This window comes from Saccharomonospora halophila 8 (assembly GCF_000383775.1).
Lineage (GTDB): Bacteria > Actinomycetota > Actinomycetes > Mycobacteriales > Pseudonocardiaceae > Saccharomonospora > Saccharomonospora halophila.
Genome location: NZ_KB912577.1, coordinates 23323 through 46676 on the forward strand (window position 1 = coordinate 23323; position 23354 = coordinate 46676).

Genomic DNA, 23354 nt, shown 5'->3' on the forward strand with positions numbered 1-23354 from the left:
CGGCCACCGGCGACGACGGTGCGCCGCCGGGGCGGCCCGCCCGGCCGAGCACCCGCATCAGCATGCGCGGTCGCATCAACGTCTGCGGTGGCTCCACCAGGCCGGCCACCCGCATGTACGCACGGGTCACCTCGCTGTCCCTGGTGGCCGCGGACTGCATCCGACCGATGTAGGCGTTGCTGACCCGGGTCGCGACGGAGCGCTTCCCCTCCACCTGCGGGAAGCTCAGGTCACCCCCGGCCGAGATGTCCCACGGTGCGTCGATCACCGAGGCCACGTCCCGTTGGAACGCCTTCGGGTCCGGGACGACGCCCCGGGCCAGATGCCGGCGCAGGGTCAGCGCCTCCTGCGCCGCCACGGTCATGCCCTGTCCGTACACGGGATTGAAGCTGCACGCCGCGTCACCGAGTACGAGCAGTCGCTCCGGCAGCCGGTCCAGCCACTCGAACCGGCGCCGGGCGCTGGCCGGGTAACGGAAGGACACCGGGTCGTCCAACGGCTCCGCGTCCTCGATCACCTCGTACACGTCGGGCACCGGCAGAGAACGGACGAACTCCAGGAAACCGTCCGGGTCGGTGGGCGGACGGTCTCCCAGCACCCCGGTCAGGGAGAGCACACTCCGCCCGTTCTCGATCCGCGAGAAGAACGCTCCCCGGGGGTGCGAGGGCGTCGACACCGGATTGATCGACAGATCTCCGTTCAGCTTCGACTCGTCGCGCAGCCGGTAATGCCGGGTCGTGTAGGTCAGGTCGATCCGGATCCGTTCCTCGGCGGGCCGCGCGTACCCCAGCTCCTCCAGCCAGACCGGGGTCCTGGTCCCCCGCCCGGTGGCATCGACCACCAGGTCGCCCTCGATCTCCCGGTCCGCGTCACCGTCGGGCGCCCGCACCCGCACGCCGGTCAGCGCGGCACCATCCGGGGTGGTGAGGGGGCCGAGCACGTCGTGACGCTCCAGGATCGTCACGTTCGGCAGTCCGGCGACCCGCTCCCGTATCTGGTTCTCCAGTACCGGACGCGTCGCGGAGACGCAGGTCAGCCCGGTCTCGGCCGGCGCCAACCGCCGCCCGTTGAAGAACCACCGGAGTCCTCCGAGGTCACCCGTGGGAACCCCGGCGTTCACCGCCTCCGTGGTGAAGCCGGGAAACAACTCTTCGAGTATCTGCTGGCCGCGGGCGAGCAGTCCGTGCACGTGCCGGCCCTGCGGCACGCCGCGGCGCGTCGCGCTCACCCCGAGCAACCGGTCCCGATCGACAACGGTCACGTCCGCGTAGGCGTCGGCGAGCACCCGGGCGGCGAGCAACCCCGCGATGCTGCCGCCCAGCACGATCGCCCGCTGCCCCACTCTGGCCACCATCACCGACTCCTACTTCGGACTGTTCTGGTAGGCGGCCAACCGCCACTGCCCGTCGTCCCGGACCGCGACCCAGGAGGCGCGGATGGCCCGCTCGGGCGAGACCTCGGTCTGGCCCTCCTCCATCACGCCCCCTTCGGTCAGCAGCACGACGACGTCCGGGCCCAGTACCGACACATGGAACGGCTGCCCGGTCACGCGGGTCCCCTTGAACTGCTCGGTGAACGCCCGGGCCATGAAATCCCGGATGTTGGTGCGTCCCCGTACGTACAGCCCGGGCAAAATCATCGTCGCGTCCTCGGTGAACACCGCCGCGAACGCGTCCGCGTCGTGCTCCGCCCAGGCCTCGACGACACGCCGTGGCAGTCCGGCCGCCGCTTCCCGATCCCGTTCGGACAGAACCTCGGTGGACATGTGTTCTCCTCTCTGTTCGGCAACGATCGCTCACACGTACAGCGTGTCCGGTTCGAGACCGCACAGGATCCGGCCGTGGAGTTCCGCGTTGGTGTTCGGGTGCATCAGTGCGTGCAGATTGATCGCGTGTATGTCGCGGACGATTCGTTGGATCGGCACGCCCTCGTAGATCGAGGACCCACCGCTCGCCGAGCCGACGAGATCGGCGACCTCCTTCGCCAGCCGTACGGCCGCACCCATGTCGGCGCGGGCCCGGACCCGCTCGGCGACCTTCCAGGGATCTCCCGCGGCCACCTTGGTGTCCACATCGGAAGCGAGGCGGTGCGCGTGGAAGGCGGCCTCGTCCGCCTTCATCGTCGCCTCGGACACCTGCAGGTGCGTCAACGGCGCCTCGGCCTGGCTCTCGTAGCCGGTATAGGTGATCTTCCGGTCGGGCATCCGCTGCAGGAAGGCCTCGACGGCGCCCCGTGCCAGACCGATCGCGGTCCCCACCGAGGACGCCGACGCCACCGGAAGCAGCGGCGCGGAATGCATGGCCGCACCCGCGTCAGCCGAGGGATCGGCGCCCTCCAGCACCGCGCCGAGCGGAACGACCCGGTGCGCCGGGACGAACAGCTCGTCGGCGACCGTGCTGACACTGCCGGTGCCCCGGAGACCCGAGGTGTGCCAGTCGTCGACGACCCGCAGCTGCGCGGTCGGGACCAGCGCCATCACCGGCATCGGCTCCGCCTCACCGTCCGGGTCGACCTGGACGGCGATGATCTCCTGCCACTCCGCGTGCCAGTACCCGGAGATGAATCCCCACCGGCCGTTGACCACGATCCCCCCGTCGGTGGGGACCGCGGTACCCCCCGGACTGAGTGTGCCGCAGATGCGGGAGTCCGGGCCGGTGAACACCTCGTCCTGCGCCTGCGTCGGGAACAGCCCCGCCATCCAGGTCGGGATCCAGTACACCGAGGCGGTCCACGCCGCCGCCGCGTCCCCACGAGCCAACTCGGTGGCCACGTCGACCAGCGTCGCGGCAGGCGCCTCGTATCCGCCGTAGCGGGCCGGGGTCCGGAGCCGGAAGACACCGGCTTCGGACAGCGCGGCGATCGTGTCGTCGTGCAGCCTGCGGTTCTTCTCGGCCCAGGCCGCGTGTTCACGCAGAACCGGTCCCGCCGAAGCCGCCGCGCGTACGAGATCGTCGCTCGACGGGGCATTGATTCCGGGATTCGGCACGGGTTTCCTCCTTGAGAACGGATCGGACGTCGAACAGATCGGGCGTCGAACAGATCGGGCGCCGTATCAGCGCACGCCGGTGTCGGCCGTCTCCGGCGCACGCAGGCGGACCGGCAGCGCCTGGTGGCCGTTCATGATGAAAGTCGCCAACGGCCGCAGTTCCGCCGCGTCCACCGCGAGCGTCATGTCCGGGAAGCGGTCGAACAGAGTGGACAGCCCGATCGTCGCGACCAGGCGGGCCACCCCGGCTCCGAGGCAGTAGTGTGGCCCCTTCCCGAAGGACAGGTGTTCCTTGTCCGGCCGGGTCAGATCGAATCGGGCCGCGGACTCGCCGTGCAGTCCGGGGTCACGTCCGTAGGCGCTGTAGTTGATCAGAATGGGATCTCCGCGCGGGATGGTGACCTCGCCCAGATCGAGGTCCTCGACGGCGTAGCGCAGCGGCAGGTTCGCCAACGGCGACTCGACCCGCAGCGTCTCGTCGATGACGTCGTCCCAACTCACCTCCCCCGTGCGGACGAGGGCACGTTGTCCGGGGTGGGTCAGTAACGCCGTGATGGCGTTGTCGAAGAAGTTGATGGTGGTTTCCGAGCCCGCACCGAGGATGGCGAAGATGGTGTCGGTCAGTTCCTCCTCGGTGAGCCGGGAACCGTCCTCGTCCCGCACCGCGACCAGGTCGCTGGTGATGTCCTCACCCGGGTTCCGGCGCTTCTCGGCGATGAGCTCCTGCATCGCGCCCCGCCAGCCGAGAAGCACCTCCTGGGCCTGCTCCGGGGTGACCGTCGTGTCGACCATCATGTCGATCACCTTCGCGGTCTCCGCCCTGGCGGCTTCCGACATGCCTATCAGGTCGGCCACGAGTCGTGCGGGAAGCGGGTAGGCGAACCGCTCCCGCAGATCGACCACCTCGCCGGGCTCGGCGTCCTCCAGAGCGGTGACGAGTTCCTCGGTCAACTCCACGATGCGCGGCCGGATCGCCTCGGTCCGGCGGGAGGTGAACGCCTTGCCCACCAACCGGCGCAACCGGACGTGTTCCTTCCCGTGGGCGGTGACCATGTTGTCCATCGCGACCCAGCTGATCATCTCCCAGTCCGGTGGGATCTCGCCGTTGATGAAGGCGGGCCAGTGGTTGCGGGCGCTCTTCGTGACGCGCGGATCGGTCAACAGCCGCCTGATGGTGTCGTGCTCGTTGACCGCCCAGGCACGTACCCCGCCCGGGAGCTCGACCTGGACGGCCGGCCCCTCGGCGCGCAGCGCGTCCGTGTCCCCGTGCAGGTCCCGGCCCGTCGGGTCGAGCACCGGGCATCCGGGGGTCCGTTCCCCGGACGCACCCGTGACCGGGCAGTCTCTCGCCGCGGCGGTCGTCCGCGGACCGTCGGCGGCCGTGTTGTCGCTGCTCATCGAATCTCCCGGAAGAAGGAACGGATGTCGTCGGTGAACCGGGCGGGCTGCTCCAGGGCCGCGAAGTGCCCGCCCTCGTCGAACTCCGTCCACCGGACGATGGACGGGTAATCCCGCTCGGCGAACGAGCGGATCGGCACGAACAGGTCATTCGGGAACACCGCGACCCCGATCGGCACCGGGGTGGGGGGCGGCGGTGCCCCCGTCGCCAGCGCGCGCATCGCGGCGGCACCTTCGTAGTAGAAGTGCGCCGACGATCCGGCGGTCCCGGTCAGCCAGTAGATCGAGACGATGGACAGCATCGCGTCACGGTCGACCGCGTCCTCCGGCACCTCGCGCGACCCGGTCCACTCCCGGAACTTCTCGGTGATCCAGGCCAACTGCCCGACCGGCGAGTCGGTCAGGGCGTACGCCAGCGTCTGCGGCCTGGTCGCCATCAGCTTCATGTAGGCCGAGAGCTCGGTGTCGAACCGGTCGAGCAGAGCCAGCCTTTGCTGATCGGTCTCGTCCAGCCCGGTGACCTCGGCCGGGTCACCGGAGGGGAACGTCATCAGCATGTTGACGTGCACCCCGACGACCCGGTCCGGCTGCAGCGCGCCCAGCGCCAGCGAGATCGGCGAACCCGCGTCGCCGCCCTGGGCACCGTAGCGGGAGTACCCCAGCCGTCGCATCAGCTCGTGCCAGGCATTGGCGATCCGGACCACGTCCCAGCCGGGGCCGGTCAGCGGCCGGGAGAAGCCGTAGCCCGGGATCGACGGGATGACCAGGTGGAAGGCGTCGGCGGCCGCACCGCCGTAGGCGCGTGGGTCGGTGAGCGGGCCGGCGACGTCGAGGAACTCCCGCACCGAGCCGGGCCATCCGTGTGTGATGAGCAGCGGCAAGGCATCCGGCTCGGGCGAGCGGAGGTGCAGGAAATGGACGGGCGTACCGTCGATTTCGGTGATGTACTGGGGAAAGGTGTTGAGCCGTTCCTCCTCGGCCCGCCAGTCGAAACCGGTGCGCCAGTATTCGACCAGCTCGCGGAGGTAGTCCGCCGGCACCCCCCGCTCCCAGCCGACGCCGGGCAGTTCATCGGGCCAGCGCGTGCGTTCCAGCCGGGAATGGAGGTCGTCGAGGTCTTCCTGTGGAATATCTATCGTGAATGGCTTCATCGTGTCCCTCGCGGTGCCGGCGGGTGTGGCGCGGGCCGGGGTTCGTCCTGCCGCGAGCATCATGGTGCGCGCGGCGCCGTCGGCACATCTCTCTCCGTGCGTTCCCGGGGCGGGACGGAAAACCCGTACCGGAGCGACGCACGACCCGGCCGGGCGGAGAGCAGGTTGGGAGATGCCCGTGCCCCACCGGGTGGCGCACGCTGTCGCCAGACGGATCGAGAAGGCGGCCCGGCACGCCGGGACGCAGCCACGCGCAGATTGGTCTCCTCATGGGTGCTTTCCCCGTCCGAACACGGTCCACGTCCGATGCCCGAATTCCGGAAAAGGCCGCGTCGCCGTACGGCGAGCCGATCGACGGTCGCCCGGCCGGCGGGTCTCGGACCCGCGTACACCGCGGTGTCGTCGGGTCGGGGACCGGAGTGGGATCATGACCGTCGGGACCGCACGCGGCGACACACCGGACGCCCTCGGAGAATCACCCACCGAATTCGTCCAACTGCTTTCCCCGGACGGTGAGCGGATCGAGCATCCCGGGTACGAACTGGAACTCACCGCTGCCGAGCTCACAGATATCTACCGCGACCTGGTGACCATCCGCGCGATGGACACCGAGGCACTGGCGCTCGCACGACAGGGAGAACTCGCGGTCTGGGCCTCGATGCACGGTCAGGAAGCCGCCCAGATCGGGTCCGCGCGGGCCCTCGCCGCGGGCGACATGGCTTTCCCCACCTATCGCGAGCACGGGGTCGCCTGGTCCCGTGGCGTGGATCCGGTCAGTATTCTCGGCCATTTCCGCGGCGCCTACCACAGCGGCTGGGACCCACTCCGGAGCCGGGTGCAGGCGTACTCCGTCGTGATCGGTAGCCATACCCTGCACGCGACCGGATACGCGATGGGAATCCAGCGCGACGGCACGGACGACGCCGCGATCGCCTATTTCGGCGACGGTGCGACCAGCGCGGGGGACGTCAACGAGGCGTTCGTGTTCGCCGCCGCACACCGGGCACCGGTCGTGTTCTTCTGTCAGAACAACCAGTGGGCGATCTCCGTACCGGTGGACAGACAGTCGACCGTCCCGCTCCACCGGCGCGCCGAGGGCTTCGGATTCCCCGGCGTCCGGGTCGACGGGAACGACGTTCTCGCCTGCCTCGCGGTGACCCGGAAAGCACTCGCCGACGCGCGCGCCGGGCGCGGTCCGACCCTGATCGAGGCGTTCACCTACCGGATGGGCGGGCACACCACCACGGATGACCCCACCCGCTACCGTCCGGCCGCCGAGACCGAGGAGTGGAGGTCCCGGGACCCGATCGAGCGAGTACGCAGGCACCTGACGGCGAGCGGGATCGCGGACCGCGAGTTCGTCGAGGACGTCGAGTCCCGGGCCGAGGCCGTGGTGGTCGACCTGCGCCACCGCATCCGGACGCTCCCCGACCCGGACGTCGCCGAGATCTGGGAGTACGCCTACGCGACCGGGCATCCGCGGGTGGACACCGAACGCACCGAGTACGCGGACTACCTCGAATCCTTCGAGGACGGACAATGGTGACGACCGAGGCCGTGTCCCTGTCCCGCGCCCTGAACGAAGGCCTGCGGCGCGCGATGACCGACGACCCGAGTGTCGTGGTCATGGGCGAGGATGTCGGCATGCTCGGCGGTGTCTTCCGGGTCACCGACGGATTGCAGAAGACGTTCGGGGCCACACGGGTGATCGACACACCGCTGGCCGAGTCGGGCATCGTGGGCACGGCCATCGGGCTGGCGCTGCGTGGCTACCGCCCGGTCTGCGAGATCCAGTTCGACGGCTTCGTGTTCCCCGCCTTCAATCAGATCACCACCCAACTGTCCAGGATGCGGACCCGCACACGGGGTGCGGTGGAACTTCCGGTCGTGATCCGGATCCCGTTCGGTGGCGGTATCGGCGCTGCCGAGCACCACGGTGAGTCGCCCGAGGCCTACTTCACCCACACCGCGGGACTGCGCGTGGTCACCTGCGCGGACCCTTCCGACGCCTACACGATGATCCAACAGGCGATCACCTGCCCGGATCCCGTGATCTTCTTCGAGCCGAAACGGCGTTACTGGGACACCTCGGTGATCCAGCGCGACCCGGTCGCGGCCGTGCCCCTCGAACAGGCCGAGATCGTGCGTCCCGGGACGGACGCCACCCTGCTGGCGTACGGGCCCATGGTGCGGGTGTGCCTGGAGGCGGCCGACGCCCACGAGGACCGTTCCCTCGAAGTCGTCGACCTCCGGTCACTCAACCCGCTCGACGAGGCCACCGTACTGGAGTCGGTGCGCAGGACCCGGCGATGTGTCATCGTGCACGAGGCCTCGGTGACCGGCGGCTACGGCGCGGAACTCGCCGCCCGGATCACCGAGACGTGTTTCCGCACGCTCGTGGCGCCACCACTCCGTGTCGGCGGGTTCTCCACCCCGTACCCACCGTCGCGGTTGGAGGACCACTATCTGCCCGATCTCGACCGGGTGCTCGACGCCGTGGACCGCACATTCGGGGGCCGACCATGACCCAACTCCGGCAATTCACCCTCCCCGACCTCGGTGAGGGACTGGTCTCCGGCGAGGTCGTCGGCTGGCGCGTCCGTCCGGGCGACACGGTCACGACCAACCAGCCGATCGCGGAGCTGGAAACGGCGAAAGCGGTCGTGGAACTGCCCTGCCCGTTCGCGGGCACCGTCGTGGAACTGCTGGTGCCGGAAGGGGCGACGGCCGAGGTCGGGACCCCGCTGTTCACCGTGGAGGTCGAGGACCCCGGGGACGCCCCACCGGATTCGGTGCCCGTGCTGGTCGGGTACGGGGCGAGCCCGCCAACGACGAAGCGGCGACCCCGCCGGCGTTCGGCGCGGAAGGCCGGTCCGGAGGACCGTGTCCCGGTCCGCGGGGAACGCGAGCACACCGCGACCGCGATGGCGCGGTCGGCCGCGGACATTCCGCAGATGTCCGCCTGGCTCCAGATCGACGCCACCGGAATGCTGCGCGCACTCGACGAACTGCGGGACGACACGGACTTCGCGGGGGTGCCGCTCTCCCCGCTGTTGCCGGTCGCCCACGCGTTGCTGCGCACGATCGAGCGGTATCCGTGGATCAACGCGTCCTGGGACGGGGCCAACCACGAGATCGTCGTCAAACGCTACGTGAATCTCGGCATCGCGGTGTCCACCGAACACGGACCGGCCGTTCCCAACGTGAAAGACGCTCACCTGCGGTCACTGCCGGAACTCGCCCGTGCGATACCGGAACTCGTCGCGCGAGCGCGGGCACACACGACCTCTCCGGAGGACCTCGCCGGTGGCACGGTCACACTCACCAACGCCGGACCCCGCGGTGTGGACGCGGGCACCCCGATTCTCTCCCCGGGCGAGTCGGCGGCCCTGGCACTCGGCCGGATCAGGAAACTGCCGTGGGTCCACCGGGACGAACTCACCCTCCGTCCGGTGACCACACTCGTCCTGTCCTGCGATCATCGGATCGTGGACGGTGAACTCGCTTCGTCCGTACTGCGGGACATCGGGGACCGGTTGGAAGATCCGGACCAGTGACCCCGACACCGCGCGCCGGTCGGCGTCACCGCTCCCCGAGCACCTGCGGGAGCTCGAAGGCGTTGAACAACCGGGAATCGGCGAAGGTCACGACCCTGCTGATGTGCGCGTCGGCGAGAGTGAGCACCTGCAGACAGGTGATCCGGTGCGGACCCCCGGCACGCTCGCGGCGATAGGTGGCGAAGGCGGGCTGGCCGTTCGCCCCGGCCGGGACGAGCCGGACGTCGCCGGGGGCGGCCGGGCACTGGGTCCGGAGGTGCCAGTCGATCATCGACGCTCCCCGGTACCAGGTGGTCTGCGGTGGCATCTCCCAGGTGACGTCGGTGGTGAACAATTCCACGAGCGTGCTGATGTCGTGGTTCTCGAAGGCGGTGACGTAGCGGTCCACCAGGGCTCGCTGGGTGGCCGCGGAAGGCTCGGCGGCGTGCTCACGACTGGGTCCGACCTGTTCCAGGTGGGCACGGGCCCGCCGCAGGCTGCTGTGCACCGCCGTGGCGGTGGTCTCCAGGAGGTCGGCGACCTCGGCGGCCCGCCAGCCCAGTACGTCGCGGAGGAGCAGCACCGCACGTTGCCGCGGGGGCAGGCGCTGCAGGGCGGCGATGAAGGCGAGCCGGACGCTCTCGCGGGTCGAGACGATGGTGGCCGGGTCGGTGGTGTCCGCCAGGAACGCGTCCGGGAGCGGTTGCAGCCAGGGCAGGTCCGGCCGGGCGGAGCCGGGGTCGGCGAGCTGGGCCGCCGGACCACTGAGGTCGACCGGCAGCGGTCGGCGTTCGCGGGACCGCATCGCGTTCAGGCAGGTCGTGGTGGCGATCCGGTAGAGCCAGGTCCGCAGGGACGAACGCCCCTCGAAGCGATCGTAGGCCTTCCACGCCCGCACGTAGGTCTCCTGGACCAGGTCCTCCGCGTCCTGAACCGAGCCCACCATCCGGTAACAGTGTGTGAACAACTCGCGCCGGAACGGGTCATCCAGCCGGAAGAAGTCCTCGTCGAGCGCGCTGTCCACTGTCATCGCGCGGCGCTGCCCTCCTGCTTCGACCACAGCTCAGCGACATCTTACTCACGGCGACGGTGCCGATGTCCAGACCCGCACGGGTGTGTCCGTCCGGCCGGGCCCGGGCCGACCGCTCCCGGAACGGTGGAACCAAAAAAACTCGGCGATCCCGACGACTTTCCGGCGTCCGCGTTGTCGGTATGGCGGGACCCGACCGACCACGAAAGGAACTCCATGCAATCGACCGCGCCGGCGGGGCGTCGGGAGTGGGCCGGGCTTGCGGTGTTGACGCTGCCCACCGTGCTGTTGTCGATGGACATCAGCGTGCTCTACGTCGCTCTGCCACACCTGAGTACCGACCTGGGGGCGAACGCGACCCAGCAGTTGTGGATCCTGGACATCTACTCGTTCCTGCTGGCCGGCTTCCTGGTCACGATGGGCACTCTCGGTGACCGCATCGGGCGCCGGAAACTGCTCTTCGTCGGCGCCGTGGCGTTCGCCGCGGCCTCGGCCCTGGCCGCCTACTCCACCAGTGCCGAGATGCTGATCGCGACCAGGGCGATCATGGGAGTCGCGGGGGCGACCCTGATGCCCTCCACCCTGGCGTTGATCAGCAACATGTTCCGCGACCCCAAACAGCAGGGCGTGGCCATCGCGCTGTGGGCCAGTTGTCTGCAGGCCGGTGGTGCCCTCGGCCCGGTCGTCGGCGGAGTGCTGCTCCAGAGCTTCGGCTGGGGCGCGGTCTTCCTGGTCGCCGTACCGATCATGGCGCTGCTGCTGATCGCGGGGCCGTTCCTGTTGCCCGAGTACCGCGACACGAACGCAGGCCGCCTCGACCTCACCAGCGTCGCACTGTCGTTGGCCGCACTGCTGCCGGTCATCTACGGCGTCAAGGAGCTGGCTCGTTCCGGCGTCGACCCACTGCCCGTCGCCGCTGTCGTGACCGGCGTGGCCTTCGGCGTGGTGTTCGGGCTCCGGCAGCGCCGACTGACGTCCCCGCTGCTCGACCTGCGGCTGTTCGCCAACCCCAGGTTCAGCGCTGCCCTGGGCATCATGTTGATCGCCGGAGCCGGTCTGGCGGGCATCTTCCTGCCGGTCAGCCAGTACGTCCAGCTGGTCGAGGGACATTCCCCGATGGCGACCGGCCTGTGGCTGATCCCCGTCGGTGCATCCATCGGCATCGGTGCGATGGTGGCGCCCAAGGTCGCGGAGAAGGTGCGTCCGCGCGGTGCCATCGGGGGCGGACTCGCACTGTCGGTCGTCGGGTTCGTCCTGCTCACACTGGTCGGACCGGGCACGGGGATGCCGGCACTCATCCCGGGGATCGTGCTGATCTATCTCGGAGCCGGACCCGCGATCGCCCTGGGTACGGGGTTGGTGGTCGGCTCCGTCGAACCGGACAAGGCCGGGTCCGCGGCGTCGATGTCCGAAACCAGCAACCAGCTCGGCGCCGCGCTGGGGATCGCCGCGTTCGGCGCCATCGCCACGGCCGCCTACCAGAGTCGGATCAGCGTCCCCGGGGGAGTCGCCGGGGACACCGCGGACACGGCCCGCGTCAGTCTCGCCGATGCCACCTCCGCCGCCGACGATCTCCCGGCGGGGCAGGGCGGACAACTGCTCGACGCCGCACACGAGGCGTTCACCGGCGCGCTCACCGTCAGCGCCCTCGTCGGCGGCGCGGTGTTCCTGATCCTCGCGTTCGTCGCCGCCAAATCGCTCCGGGACGTGGATCCGGCGGGCCGATCCGAGGCCACCCGGGAGGAGGAGACCCACGACGCCGACTCCGCGCACGTCCCGCAGCAGGAGCTCGACTGAGTTCCCCGGTGCGCGCGAGCGCACACCGCTGAATCGCGGCGTGGAAAGCCCCCGTTCCGACAAGCGTCACGCGTGCCATCGGCGGAATGTGCCGATTTACTCCGCCCATTCCGCCGATGGCGACCGCGCGCACCGGGGCGGGACGTCCCCGAGTGGGCGTTCTCGATTGTAGGAAAACCTTTCTCGTTGTACGATCGCGGCATGCTGATCATCGCTGGTTACCTGGAAGTCGACCCCGAACAACGCGACGCCTTCATCACCGCCCACGAGGATCTCCTCCGCAGGGGCCGACAGGCACCGGGGTGCCTCGACCTCGCCATCACTCCCGACCCGCTCAACCGCGACCGGATCTACAACTTCGAGCGCTGGGAGTCCCGCGAGCAGCTTGAGGAGTGGCGCGCGGTCGCCAACGCCCCGAACACGGAGATCGCCATCAAGGACGCCAATGTGATGGAATACAGCGTGGCGGACATGCGGCCCCCTTTCGGATGAGCCACGTCGATCGAAATCGTATCGGCGTATCGGACGACACTCCCGTGAACGCGGATGTCACCGGACGGGACTCCGAACGCGAATCATCGAGGCATTCCGGCCGCCGGACGCAGTGCGATTCGGCCTGCGTGGAGGAGTGAGCCGCGGACGCCCGTTTTCCGGGATCCGCGCGTTCCCTCCCTGTGGTTTCCCGGAACGAGTGCGGGACGATCCGTGTCGCCGTCGCGGCTCGTCCCGCACTCCCCGGGAGCGTTCGGCGATGCCGCCGCGAACCACCACGCCGCCCGGCGACCGGCGGTCCCGTGGTGAGCCACCACGGGACCGCACACCACACACTCCACACCGCACGATCACGTATGCCCGGCGCATCCGATCGGTCCTACCCTCGACCCGAAGCCGAGGAAGAGGTGACGACCATTGGGATCTTCCGACCACGCCGACTGCCCGGTCCGTGACTACACCACCCTGCGCCCCCCGGCTCCGGCCATGACGGCGTTCCACGAGATGGACGAGCACCGTGCCCACGCCCGCCCCGCGATGCGTACCGAAGACGCCGGGCACTATTGGGTTTTCACCGATCACGGTGCGGTGCGGGACGGGCTCCGGCAGGCCGACCTGTGGTCCAGCTCGGTCGTGTTCCCGTTCGATCCCGAGCCCGAGCACGTCATGGTGCCGATTCAGCTCGACGGTGACCAGCACACGAAATGGCGTCGTCTGCTCGGTGAGTGGTTCACACCGAGCAGGGTACGAGCACTGCGGGACGAGCAACGCTCGATCGCGACCGCACTGGTCGACGACCTGCGGGGCCGCGGCGGGTGCGAATACCTTTCCGAGGTCGCGAAGGTGTTCACGTCGACGGTGTTCCGCCCGATCATGGGAGTGGCGCGGGAGGACCTCGGGAAGTTTTTGGAGTGGACCGACGGCCTGCATTTCCGGGACGACGACGCGGAGCGGGCACGCGAGATCCAGACGGCCGCCGCCGCGGAGATGACCGCCTACTTCGCGGAGTTGCTCGCACACCGCCGAGCCCACCCGGACCCGGACCGCCACGACATCGTCTCGGCCGCGGCCCGATGGGAGATCGACGGGGCGCGGCCGTCCGAGGAGGAGCTGACCAACTGCCTGCTCACCGTGCTGGGCGCGGCTCTGGAAACCACCGCCAGTCAGTTGACCTGGACCATGTACCACCTCGCCACCCATCCCGGGGACCGACGCCGGATCGTGCACGAGCCGGCGCTCGTGCCGCGGATGGTGGAAGAGAGCATGCGCGTCTACCCGATCGCCACGCCGACCCGCAAGGCCACCGCGCACACCGACTTTCACGGCTGTCCGGTGAAGGCGGGTGACGTCGCCGTGTTCTCACTGGCTTCGGCGGGCCGCGACGAGCAGGCGTATCCGCACCCGACCGAGGTCGACCTGGACCGCCCGGAGACCCGGCACCTCTCGTTCGGCGCGGGCAGACACACCTGCGTCGGTGCACACCTGGCCCGACAGGAGATGACGATCCTGCTCGAAGAGTGGCACCGCCGGATCCCCCAGTACGAACTGGTGGAAACACCCCGGGAGCGGGCCAGCATGATCTGGACACTCGACGAACTACGTCTGCGCTGGCCCACCTGAGCCGTTTCGGCAGGCACGGCCCCGCTGGACACGCGAACCCGGCACGCCCGCCGAGGGCGACCGACCTCGCTCGCCTCCGGCGCAGCGGAACAGTAGACGGCTCTCCACACGCGCAGATTGGACCTTTTCATGGACTTCACCTCCATACCGGCGCGGTTCGCCGATCAGGCCGCTCGCACCCCGGAGGCGACGGCGCTGAGGCACAACGGCGATACGATCACATACCGGGAGCTCGACACGCGCTCCGACCGGCTCGCGCGCCACCTGGTCGGGCTCGGCGCGGGTCCCGAGAAGCCGGTCGTGTTGCTGATGCGCCGATCCCCCGATCTCGTCGTCGCGATCCTGGCCGTGCTGAAGGCCGGCTCGTACTACGTCCCCCTGCACTCCGCCCATCCGGCGGAGCGCAGGCAGCGGATCACCGATCTGTTCGACGACCCCTTACTCCTGGTGGACGAGGAGACCCGACGCGAGGACGTGCCGCACGGCGTCCGGGACGTCGTCCTCGCCTCGCCGGACCGCGACGGCGACGCGGTCCTTCCCGGTCCCGGCGACCCGGACCAGCTCGCGTACGTCCTGTTCACCTCGGGCTCGACGGGCGAGCCCAAGGGAGTCGCCGTCACCCACCACAATGTACTCAGCCTGGCGCTGGACCCACTGTGGGATCGCGACGTGTACGAACGCTGTCTGATGGTGTCGCCGATCGCCTTCAGCATGTCCACCTTCGAGCTGTGGGTCCCACTTCTGCACGGCGGCCGGATCGTGCAGTACCCCGGCGAGGACATTCAGCTCACCGACCTGGCCGAGGTGATCGAGCGCGAGAAGGTCACCGTCGTGCATCTCACCGCCGGTCTGTTCCGGGTCGTCGCGGAGGAGGCACCGCACGCACTGGCACCCCTGCGCGAGGTGATGACCGGGGGCGACCTGATCTCCTCCAGCGCCGTGGCGCGCGTGCTCGACGCCTGTCCCGACCTCGTGGTCCGGGCCATGTACGGCGCGACCGAGACGGCGCTGTTCGTCACCAGTTCACCGATCACCGCCCCGTACCGGGCGGGCGGGTCCGTGCCCGTCGGGCGTCCGCTGGAGAACCGGCGCGTGTACCTGCTCGACCGGGAGTTGCGGCAGGTTCCCGGGGGTACGGAGGGCGAGATCTACATCGCGGGAGACGGGGTCGCCCGCGGCTATCTGGCGCGCCCGGATCAGACGGCCGAACGGTTCGTACCGGACCCGTTCACCGGCGCAGGCCGGCGTATGTACCGTACCGGCGATCTGGGCCGCTGGACCGCCGACGGGCAGCTCGAACTGCTGGGCCGGGCGGATGACCAGATCAAGATCCGCGGTTTCCGGGTCGAACCCGCCGAGGTCGAGGCGTTGCTGGCCACGCACCCCCGGGTGCGTCATGCCGCGGTGGTCCCACGCGAGGTCGAGGAGGGGGACAAGCGGCTCATCGCCTATGTGGTGCCGCATGCCGGCACCGATCCGGACGATCTCCACGAGTTCGCGTCCCGGCATCTCCCGGACTACATGGTTCCCGCGGCGATCCTCTCGCTGGACGCGCTCCCGACGACCGCCAACGGGAAGATCGACCGAGCCGCGTTGCCGCTTCCGTCCACGGGCGACGAGGTCGCGGACACATCGGACACCGACACGCGGGAGTTTCTCCGCACCCTCTTCGCCGAGATCCTCGGCCACGAATCGATGGAGGTCGACGACAACTTCTTCGACCTGTCCGGGCAGTCGATGCAGGCGATCCGGATCCTCGCGCGTATCGAGCAGCACACCGGGGTCCGGGTGTCGATCGACGTCCTCTACGACAACCCGACCCCCGCCCTGCTCGCTCACCGGATCGAGCGGGAACGGACCGGGACCGCTGCCGGGCCGGCCACCGTCAACGCATCCTGAGTGGCTGCCCGCGATCGCTCCTCCTCGTCCGGCCCGTCCGGTCCGGTCGAGTGGACCTGTCCGGGGCGGGACGACACGGCCCGTGCGGACAGCGTCGACACCACAACACAGCTCCGGAACACGACGGATCCCGAGGAGTCCCCGCGATGGCCAATCCGTTCGACGACAACGACGGCTTCTTCCTGGTGGTCGTCAACCCGGAGGAACAGTACGCACTCTGGCCCGCGTCGGTCCCCGTTCCGCGGGGCTGGACGTCGGTGTTCGGCCCGCGGGACCGGGCCGGGTGCGGCCGCTACCTCGCGCAGCACTGGACCGATTCACGTCCCCGCGGACTCGTCGCCCGGCTGAGCGAGCCGTAGGCGCCACCCGCCGGACCTCTCCCCGTTCACCCTTCCCCGGAAGGGTTCACCTCCACGACAAGAAGGGTGGCCGCCATGGATACCTCGCCGGTCGGGCAGACCTCAGCCGTTCTCGGAACCGGCCCACTGTCGTTCACGCAGGATTTCCTCCGCATGTTCGGCACCGGGGAAGAGAGCGGACCGTTCGGCCCCCGCTACCACACCGTCCGTGGCTGGCGGCTGGCCGGAGAGCTCGATATCGACGTCCTCAGCAGGGCACTGTTCGACGTGGTCGAACGGCACGAGGCGCTGCGGACGGTCATCGTGCCGGACAGCGATCCACCCCGGCAGGAGGTACGAGCCCCGTCCACACCGGAGGTCCGGGTCGACGAGCTGGCCGGGCCGGACGCGATTCCCGGCGCGGCCGCACCGGAACGCGAGCGCGTGGCGGAGGAGTTCCTCAACCGGCTGGAGACCGAGGAACTCAGCGTCCGGCAGATGCCCCACCTCCGTGTCGTGCTCGGCCGCCTGGCCGAGGACGACTGGGTGCTCGCACTGGTCGCGCATCACGTGGCGATCGACGGCTGGTCGATGGAGTTGCTGATGCGCGACCTGTCGGCGTGCTACACCGCCCGCGACGCCGGTGCGGAGCCCGCGCTGGACCCCGTCCCCCAGTACCGGGAGCACACGGCCTGGCACCGCGGACACCTCACCCCGGCCGTCCTCACGGAGGCCACCGATTACTGGCGGGACAAGCTGGCCGGCGCACGGATGCTCGGGCTGCCCAACGACCGCCCCAGGGTGCCGGACGCGGACCGGGTCACCGCGGTGCACCGCTTCCGGATCGACGCCGACCTCACCGCCGCCGTCCTCGACTTCGCCCGCACCCACCGCAGCTCCCCGTTCATCGTCGCGATGACCGCACAGAACATGCTGATGTGGCAGTTGACGGAGAGTCCGGACGTGGTGATCCCGACGCTCACCTTCGGTCGCGACCACCCCGATTTCGAGAGCACGGTCGGGCCGTTCTTCAATTTCGTGCCGCTGCGCACGGATCTCTCGCACTGCGGCACACTGCGCGACGTGTTCGCCGCGACCCGGCGCACCTGTCTCGAGGCACAGACCCACGAGATCCCGTTCGCCTTCGTCCTGCGGGAGGCCCCCGAGCTCATGTCCACCTTCAGCGACGTCGGTGCGACGGTGTGCGCGTTCCAGACGTTCCAGTACCCGAACGTGAACGGCGGGCGCATGGGCGCCCTGAGCTTCACCGAGATCCGGCGTCGGACGCTCTCGCAACCGGTCGGATCCGACATCCCGGACGGCACGCTGTGCACCCTCGAAATCGATCAGACCGACGGGACGTACGGCAACCTGCGCTACGACGGCAACGAGCTGGACCCCGCCACCCCCGCCCGGTGGGCGGCCCGGTTCCACACCCTGCTGCACACGCTCGTCACCGCGCCGGACACGGCGACGCACGCGGTCGTCGACGAAGGTTGAGTTCCCCCGGCCCGGACGTCCTCCGTCCGGGCCGGGAGGCCGATCCCGAACGGGGGTAGCATGCCGGCCGACACCATCGCCGCCCGACTCACCGTGTTCCTCCGCGACACCCTGTGCGCGGACGCTCCCTCGGCGATCGACGACAGGACACCGCTGTTGGAGAACGGGCTGCTGGACTCGGTGCGCACCGCCCGCCTGCTCACCTTCATCCGAGTGGAGTTCGGGGTCACGATCCCCCCGGAGATGATCGAGTTCAGGCACTTCCGCGACGCACGGAGCATCACCGCGATGGTGCGGGGCCTGCTCACCACGCCCCCGGCCGCGCGGGTGCCCCCGGACGAGGCCGAGTGAGGGGATCTCGTGCGGGGGTGGCCCGCGGACCGGAGACCGCGGGCCACCCCTACCGCTCCCGTCTCACCCGTTCGGGGCGAGGGCACCCGTGAAGTAGTCCGCCAGGATCGGGGCGACCGCATCCGGGACGAGGACGTGATCGTGCCCGGGCAGGGTGTGCCGCCGCCCGTTCGGCAGAACGTCGACCAGGGCCTGCACGCCGTTCCGTGTCCACGTCAGGCTGTCTCCCCCGTCGATGACCAGGGTCGGCGTCCGCACCGTCGAGAGGCGCTCGACCGGGAGGGAGCAGTCCCCGAGCAACGCGTCGTCGTACACCAACGTGGGCGCCAGCAGCTCCAGGGACGGCCAGATCGGCGATCCGCGGACCTGCGCGACGTCCTCGTCGCTCAGGTCCGCGCAACCCTTCATGAACAGCTCCAGCGCCTCGCCGCGACGGTCCTCGCCGATCAGCGCCGCCAGTCGGGAGGAGTACCGCGGCGGCAGGGTCCGGTCGGCGGGCAACGAGTACGGTGGCTCGTAGAGCGCCAGGGCCTCGAACTCGCGCCCCCGGGCCGCGGCCTCCAGGACCAGCGCGCCACCCGAACAGTTGCCGAACACGTACGGCGGGCTCCCGGTCTCGGCCAGGACCGCGTCCAGATCCTCGATCTCGCGGTCCACCGAATAGGGCTGGACGTCTCCGCTGGCACCACGGCCCCGACGGTCGTAGGCGAACACGGTGAAGCGGGAGGAGAGCAGCGCGCCCACCGGGAGAGTGGTCGCGAGGTCGTTCAAGGCTCCCTCGATCAGGATCAGCGGGGGTCCCTCGCCGAACTTGTCGAAGCTGATCGGTGTCCCGTCGGCAGAGGTGACTGTGCGCATAAACATCGCTCCCGGTTGGTGTCGTTCCCCGCCCGTCCGCGCGGCGGGTCAGTCGCTGTGCAGGTCATCGCGGATGTGGCCGACGTCGTCGAGGGACGACAGATCCGGCACCGTCCAGCCGTTCAGGTCGTACTCGGCGAGACACCGCTCGACGAACTCCTGGTAGCCGGCCATCTCACCGGAGCCCATCTGCGCGTTCAACAATTCGATGCGGACGTTCTCGTGATTGCCCGAGTAATTGCGCTCGTAGAGTTCGTGCCGTCCGCCGAACTCGGTACCGATCGCGTCCCAGAGCAGCTTCATGACCTTGGTCCGCTCCACCGCGTCGACTCCGTTCGACCCGCGGAGGTACTTGTCCAGGTAGGGACGGAGATCGGGGTTCTTGAAGTCGTCGGCACTCGAATTGACGTAGATCAGCCCGCTCGCCACGTCCTGCAGGACGATCTCCCGGATCCGGGAATACGCCATCTGCATGAACCACCGGTACGCCATACCGTAGTTCGGATTCGGCAGCAGAGCACCGTTCTTCCACGGGACCGGATTGCGGGCGGAGGCGTCCGAGAGACCCCAGAACAGGTTGCGCCAGGCGAGCACCTCACCCAGCCGGGTCTCGATCCCGCGGAACTCGCGGGTTCCGGTGATCTCCAGCGCCTTCGCCAGCAGGCCGGCGAGGAACTCCAGCTTCACCGCCAGCCGGATGCAACCGTGGAACGTGGTCCGTTCGTTGAATCCGGAGTGTCCGGTGAAGAGCCGGACCTTCCCGAGATCGCCGTAGATGAACACGTTCTCCCAGGGGATGAGCACCCGGTCCATCACGAAGATCGTGTCGTTCTCGTCCAGCCGGGACGACAGCGGGTAGTCGAACGGCCCGCCGGTGACGGCGGCGCTGGCACTGTAGGACTGGCGGCAGATCAGCTTGACCCCACGCGCGGACATCGGGACCGTGGCCACCAGGGCGAACCGCTTGTCCTTGATCGGCAAACCCCAGTGCGCGATGAAGTTGTAGTGGGTGAGCGCCGAACCGGTCGCCACCACCTTGGCACCGCTGACCACCAGCCCGGCGTCGGTCTCCCGTTCGACGTGCACGTAGACGTCGGACACCTCGTCCGGCGGCCTGCTGCGGTCGACCGGCGGGTGAACGATCGCGTGATTCCAGAACAGCACCTTCTCCTGGGACTCCCGGTACCAGCGCCTGGCGTTGTCCGCGAACGGCTCGTAGAACTCGGCGTTGGCACCCAGTGTGCCGAGGAAGGAGGCCTTGTAGTCGGGGCTACGGCCCATCCACCCGTAGCTCACGCGGGCCCACTCGGCGATGGCCCGCTGATCGGCCAGCAGGTCGTCGACACTGTAGGGAGTGGTGAAGAACGAGTGGGTGTCGCCGTCGCTGTCGGTGTCGGTCGGCCGGGTCAGCACGCCCCGCTTGGCCGGGTCGTGCAGGGCGTCGTACATCCGGGCGGTCATCCGCGCCGGATTGGCGAATGCCGCGTGTCGGGTGACGTCCTTGACGCGTTCACCGTACAGATAGATCTCGCGTCCGTCCTGCAGACTCGACAGATACTCCGCCCCGGTGAGCGGTCGTGTCGCCCGGCCCGACCGCCCCGCCGGCTCGATCGGATCTTGTTCGACCACAGTTCTCCCATCCCGTGTCCGTCAACGCACGCCGCCCGGGTCAGTTGTCGTACTCGTCGTGGTAGCGGACCCAGTCGTGCTTGAACGCGAGTCCCTCCTCCTGCCTGCCCAGCGGGGTCAGGTCCAGGTAGTGGTAGGTGGAGTTCAACATCTCGCCGCCGGTGATCAGCGTCGAGTACGTGCGGTAGACGCGATCGTCCTCCCGGATGAAGACGGTGATGCCCGGCTGCACGCGCTCCCCGTCGCCGAAGGTGACGAAGAAGTCCTCGTAGAACCCTGCGCCCTGGGACGAGACCCACGGCACCGACCAGCCCATCCGCTCCTTGAAGGCGAGCCCCTCCTCCAGCGGTACGGGGCAGTCCACGACCAACGAGGTGTCCCGCGCCCACAGGTGGGCCAGATGCCCGATGTTGTCGATCCAGAAGGAACAGGAGGTGCAGAACTTCCCGGTCTTCTCCTGCGGAACCATGAAGTGGTACACGATCAGCTGTCGTCTGCCGTCGAACAGGTCCGCCAACCGGACCTTCCCGTTCTCGGTGTCAAAGGTGTACTCCTTCTCCACCAGGACCCACGGCATCTCGCGGCGCTTCTCGCTCACCGCGTCCCGTTTCGCGATCAGCTCCCCCTCCCTTTCGTAGAGTTCCTGCCGGGCGGCAGCCCATTCCTCCTGCGACACCGCTCTGCTCGGGCTCACGATCTCTCCTTTCCGGTGTGTGTTCCGCGGACTGTCGGACTCCCGCACGAGCGACGTGCGGGATCCGGTGGTCATCGCTTGACGGCTATGGTCATCCCGTCCGCCAGCGGGAGCAGCGTGTAATCGACGCGCTCGTCGGAGCGCATCCGCTCGTTGAACGCGCGGACCGCGTTCGTCTCGGAGTCGGTCACCTCCGGATCGGCCACCGCCCCGCCCCAGAGCACGTTGTCCACCACGATCACGCCGCGGGGCCGGAGCAAGGTCAAGGCCTGATCGAAGTACTCCGGGTAACCCTCCTTGTCGGCGTCGATGAAGGCGAAGTCGAACGAGCCCACCGCACCGGCTTCCCCGACCAGAGCGGCGAGGGTGTCCCGGGCGTCACCGAGGCGCAGATCGATGCGGTCGGCGACGCCCGCGCGCCGGCAGTGCGCCATCGCCAGCGACGTCCACTCCTCACTGATGTCCAGCGCGACGACCTCGCCGTCGGGAGGGAGCGCCAGCGCGGTGGCGAGCAGGCTGTATCCGGTGAAGACACCGACCTCCAGGGTGCGACGGGCGCCGATCGCCCGGACCAGGGTGGCCAGGAACCGGGCCTCCTGCGGGGGAACCTGCATCAGGTGCGCGCCCAGGAAACCGGTCTCCTCCCGCAGCGGGCGCAGGGCCTCGGGTTCCGGCGGCGACACGGCGGTCAGGTATTCCTGCAACGCCTCTGTCATGGTCAGCTCAAGTCTCATCGGCCCACCCGGGTGGTCGTCGTGGTGAGTCGGGCCGGCTCTCCCGCCGCACCCACAGTGGTCGTGTCCCGTGGCCCGTCCCGTCCGCCCGGACGCAGCAGCCCCACCAGGTGGTCGGCGACAGCCGTGACGGTCGGCTGCTGCCACAGCAGGGTCGCCGGGAGCGGGCACCCGAACCGCCGCTCCAGACGGCGGCGCACGATCACACTCATCACCGAGTCGAGGCCCTGCTCAACCAGCGGACGGCGATGGTCCAGGCTGGTCTCGGCCAGCCGCATCTCCCCCGCGATCTCCGCACCCACCTCCCGCAGCACGTACTCGCGGAACTCTCCGGGCGGCAGATCGGCATGGGTACCGACCTCACGGTCCCCGGATTCCGCGTCGATCCGGCCGGACTCCGCGACCTCGCCGAGAATCGGCGGGACACCGGTCGTTCCGGCCACCGCCGCGCTCCGCAACACGGCCCCGACTTTGATCCCGCACCGGTCCGCCTGCTCCCAGGCGGTCACCGCCTCCTCGACCGTCACCCCGCACCCGGCCGGTCCCGTTGTGCCCGGCTCCGGCCCCGGCACCCGGTGCAGCACGGTCGCATCGTCGGCCCCGGAGCTCGCGCGCAGTCCGGCCACCGCTTCGTACACGGCGCCCGCGACGGCCGCCCCGGTCTCTCCGGGACTTCCCGCCCACGCACCGGCCCGGGTGTACAGGACGAGGAAGTCGAGCGTGCCCGGCGGAAAGAGCGTGTGCAGATGCACGGCACTGTGGACGACCCGCGGAACGGTGTCCGCGAGCACGCCTTCCGAGGGGGGATCTTCCGCGTGCACCACTCCGCGGACCGGGGGCAGATCGAGACGATCGGGCGCGAGCGCCGGGACAGCGGCGTTGTGCACCCGGACGGCGGTTCCCCGCTCCTCGATCGCGTGGATCATCTCGATCCGCCGCCGGAGGACCGGATCGGCCGTGCGCGACCATTCGCTCCGGGGCGGGAAGGGCCGGTCGTCGGCCAGTACGATCCTCCGGGCACCGCGCGCCACCAGTTCCCACGCGGCGGCCAGCCCCAGGTCGCCGAGCCCGCCGGTGACCAGGTACGTGCCGTCCCGGCGGCACCGGTGCGGGGCGGTCCGTGAGCGTGCCGCCGACGGGACCAGCCTGGCCACCGAAGGGGAACCGTCCCGGATGGTGACCACGTCATCGGGGACGTCGGCCGCCAGCAGGCCGGGCAGCAGCCGGGCCCAGGACCGTTCGTGGTCGGGGACGTCGACGACGGTGGTGTCCGGCCCGCCGGGCTCCGCGTTGCGGGCGCGGACCAGGCCCCAGATCGGCGCGTGCGCCAGGCCGGACCGG

Annotated in this window: 21 protein-coding genes; 10 read left to right on the forward strand and 11 right to left on the reverse strand. The window is 69.6% G+C overall.

The window, feature by feature from the left end; genetic code table 11:
• The 5 genes from SACHA_RS22790 to SACHA_RS0117085 all read right to left on the reverse strand — a co-directional run.
• A partial coding sequence (locus tag SACHA_RS22790; RefSeq protein WP_051110270.1) for an FAD-dependent oxidoreductase occupies nt 1–1354 on the reverse strand: 1354 nt, incomplete at its 3' end.
• A gap of 9 nt (nt 1355–1363) precedes the next feature.
• Nucleotides 1364–1765: an SgcJ/EcaC family oxidoreductase gene (locus SACHA_RS0117070; RefSeq protein WP_019811731.1), complete on the reverse strand. Its 402-nt coding sequence runs from the start codon at nt 1763–1765 to the stop codon at nt 1364–1366.
• A 30-nt stretch (nt 1766–1795) separates the two neighbouring features.
• Nucleotides 1796–2986, reverse strand: a complete 1191-nt coding sequence (locus tag SACHA_RS0117075) for an acyl-CoA dehydrogenase family protein (protein WP_019811732.1) — start codon at nt 2984–2986, stop codon at nt 1796–1798.
• A 66-nt stretch (nt 2987–3052) separates the two neighbouring features.
• Nucleotides 3053–4384: a cytochrome P450 family protein gene (locus SACHA_RS0117080; protein WP_019811733.1), complete on the reverse strand. Its 1332-nt coding sequence runs from the start codon at nt 4382–4384 to the stop codon at nt 3053–3055.
• Nucleotides 4381–5535, reverse strand: coding sequence for an epoxide hydrolase family protein (locus tag SACHA_RS0117085; protein WP_028663287.1), 1155 nt, complete (start codon nt 5533–5535; stop codon nt 4381–4383). The genes SACHA_RS0117080 and SACHA_RS0117085 overlap by 4 nt, the downstream gene beginning before the upstream one ends.
• Before the next feature lie 427 nt (nt 5536–5962).
• Here SACHA_RS0117085 and pdhA point away from each other — a divergent pair, with 427 nt between their 5' ends.
• Genes pdhA through SACHA_RS0117100 form a run of 3 tightly spaced genes read left to right on the forward strand, consistent with a single transcriptional unit; the run spans nt 5963 to nt 9092 of the window.
• Nucleotides 5963–7081 (forward strand): pyruvate dehydrogenase (acetyl-transferring) E1 component subunit alpha, encoded by a 1119-nt coding sequence (gene pdhA / locus SACHA_RS0117090; protein WP_019811736.1) that lies wholly within the window; start codon nt 5963–5965, stop codon nt 7079–7081.
• The gene (locus tag SACHA_RS0117095; RefSeq protein ID WP_019811737.1) at nt 7075–8061 is read left to right on the forward strand and encodes an alpha-ketoacid dehydrogenase subunit beta; all 987 of its coding nucleotides are present in this window, start codon (nt 7075–7077) and stop codon (nt 8059–8061) included. The genes pdhA and SACHA_RS0117095 overlap by 7 nt, the downstream gene beginning before the upstream one ends.
• Complete coding sequence (locus SACHA_RS0117100) at nt 8058–9092, forward strand: dihydrolipoamide acetyltransferase family protein (RefSeq protein WP_019811738.1); 1035 nt, start codon at nt 8058–8060, stop codon at nt 9090–9092. The genes SACHA_RS0117095 and SACHA_RS0117100 overlap by 4 nt, the downstream gene beginning before the upstream one ends.
• Before the next feature lie 25 nt (nt 9093–9117).
• On the opposite strand, the gene SACHA_RS0117105 is transcribed toward SACHA_RS0117100, so the two are convergent.
• Nucleotides 9118–10101, reverse strand: coding sequence for a sigma-70 family RNA polymerase sigma factor (locus tag SACHA_RS0117105; protein ID WP_028663288.1), 984 nt, complete (start codon nt 10099–10101; stop codon nt 9118–9120).
• Between the two features lie 216 nt (nt 10102–10317).
• Between SACHA_RS0117105 and SACHA_RS0117110 the strand changes: the two genes are divergently transcribed.
• The 7 genes from SACHA_RS0117110 to SACHA_RS22800 all read left to right on the forward strand — a co-directional run bounded on the left by SACHA_RS0117110 (nt 10318) and on the right by SACHA_RS22800 (nt 18098).
• Nucleotides 10318–11898, forward strand: coding sequence for an MFS transporter (locus tag SACHA_RS0117110; protein WP_028663289.1), 1581 nt, complete (start codon nt 10318–10320; stop codon nt 11896–11898).
• Nucleotides 11899–12099: 201 nt separating this feature from the next.
• Nucleotides 12100–12390: a putative quinol monooxygenase gene (locus tag SACHA_RS0117115; protein WP_019811741.1), complete on the forward strand. Its 291-nt coding sequence runs from the start codon at nt 12100–12102 to the stop codon at nt 12388–12390.
• A 417-nt stretch (nt 12391–12807) separates the two neighbouring features.
• Nucleotides 12808–14010: a cytochrome P450 gene (locus SACHA_RS0117120; RefSeq protein ID WP_019811742.1), complete on the forward strand. Its 1203-nt coding sequence runs from the start codon at nt 12808–12810 to the stop codon at nt 14008–14010.
• 117 nt (nt 14011–14127) lie between these two features.
• Nucleotides 14128–15909 carry a non-ribosomal peptide synthetase gene (locus SACHA_RS0117125; protein ID WP_232211910.1) on the forward strand — a complete coding sequence of 594 codons (1782 nt, stop codon included), beginning with the start codon at nt 14128–14130 and terminating at the stop codon, nt 15907–15909.
• A 146-nt stretch (nt 15910–16055) separates the two neighbouring features.
• Nucleotides 16056–16268, forward strand: coding sequence for an MbtH family protein (locus tag SACHA_RS0117130; protein ID WP_019811744.1), 213 nt, complete (start codon nt 16056–16058; stop codon nt 16266–16268).
• Nucleotides 16269–16343: 75 nt separating this feature from the next.
• Nucleotides 16344–17747 (forward strand): condensation domain-containing protein, encoded by a 1404-nt coding sequence (locus tag SACHA_RS22795; RefSeq protein ID WP_019811745.1) that lies wholly within the window; start codon nt 16344–16346, stop codon nt 17745–17747.
• A gap of 60 nt (nt 17748–17807) precedes the next feature.
• Nucleotides 17808–18098: an acyl carrier protein gene (locus tag SACHA_RS22800; RefSeq protein WP_019811747.1), complete on the forward strand. Its 291-nt coding sequence runs from the start codon at nt 17808–17810 to the stop codon at nt 18096–18098.
• A 63-nt stretch (nt 18099–18161) separates the two neighbouring features.
• On the opposite strand, the gene SACHA_RS0117145 is transcribed toward SACHA_RS22800, so the two are convergent.
• From SACHA_RS0117145 to SACHA_RS25735, 5 genes are all read right to left on the reverse strand, one after another.
• The gene (locus SACHA_RS0117145; protein ID WP_232211911.1) at nt 18162–18962 is read right to left on the reverse strand and encodes an alpha/beta fold hydrolase; all 801 of its coding nucleotides are present in this window, start codon (nt 18960–18962) and stop codon (nt 18162–18164) included.
• A gap of 42 nt (nt 18963–19004) precedes the next feature.
• Nucleotides 19005–20585, reverse strand: coding sequence for a 4-hydroxyphenylacetate 3-hydroxylase family protein (locus SACHA_RS0117150; RefSeq protein ID WP_019811750.1), 1581 nt, complete (start codon nt 20583–20585; stop codon nt 19005–19007).
• A gap of 40 nt (nt 20586–20625) precedes the next feature.
• The gene (locus SACHA_RS0117155; protein WP_019811752.1) at nt 20626–21354 is read right to left on the reverse strand and encodes a DUF899 domain-containing protein; all 729 of its coding nucleotides are present in this window, start codon (nt 21352–21354) and stop codon (nt 20626–20628) included.
• Entirely contained in the window at nt 21351–22013 is a 663-nt protein-coding gene (locus SACHA_RS0117160) for an O-methyltransferase (protein WP_039739556.1), read from the reverse strand. The genes SACHA_RS0117155 and SACHA_RS0117160 overlap by 4 nt, the downstream gene beginning before the upstream one ends.
• A partial coding sequence (locus tag SACHA_RS25735) for a beta-ketoacyl reductase (RefSeq protein WP_039739559.1) occupies nt 22010–23354 on the reverse strand: 1345 nt, incomplete at its 5' end. The genes SACHA_RS0117160 and SACHA_RS25735, both read right to left, overlap by 4 nt.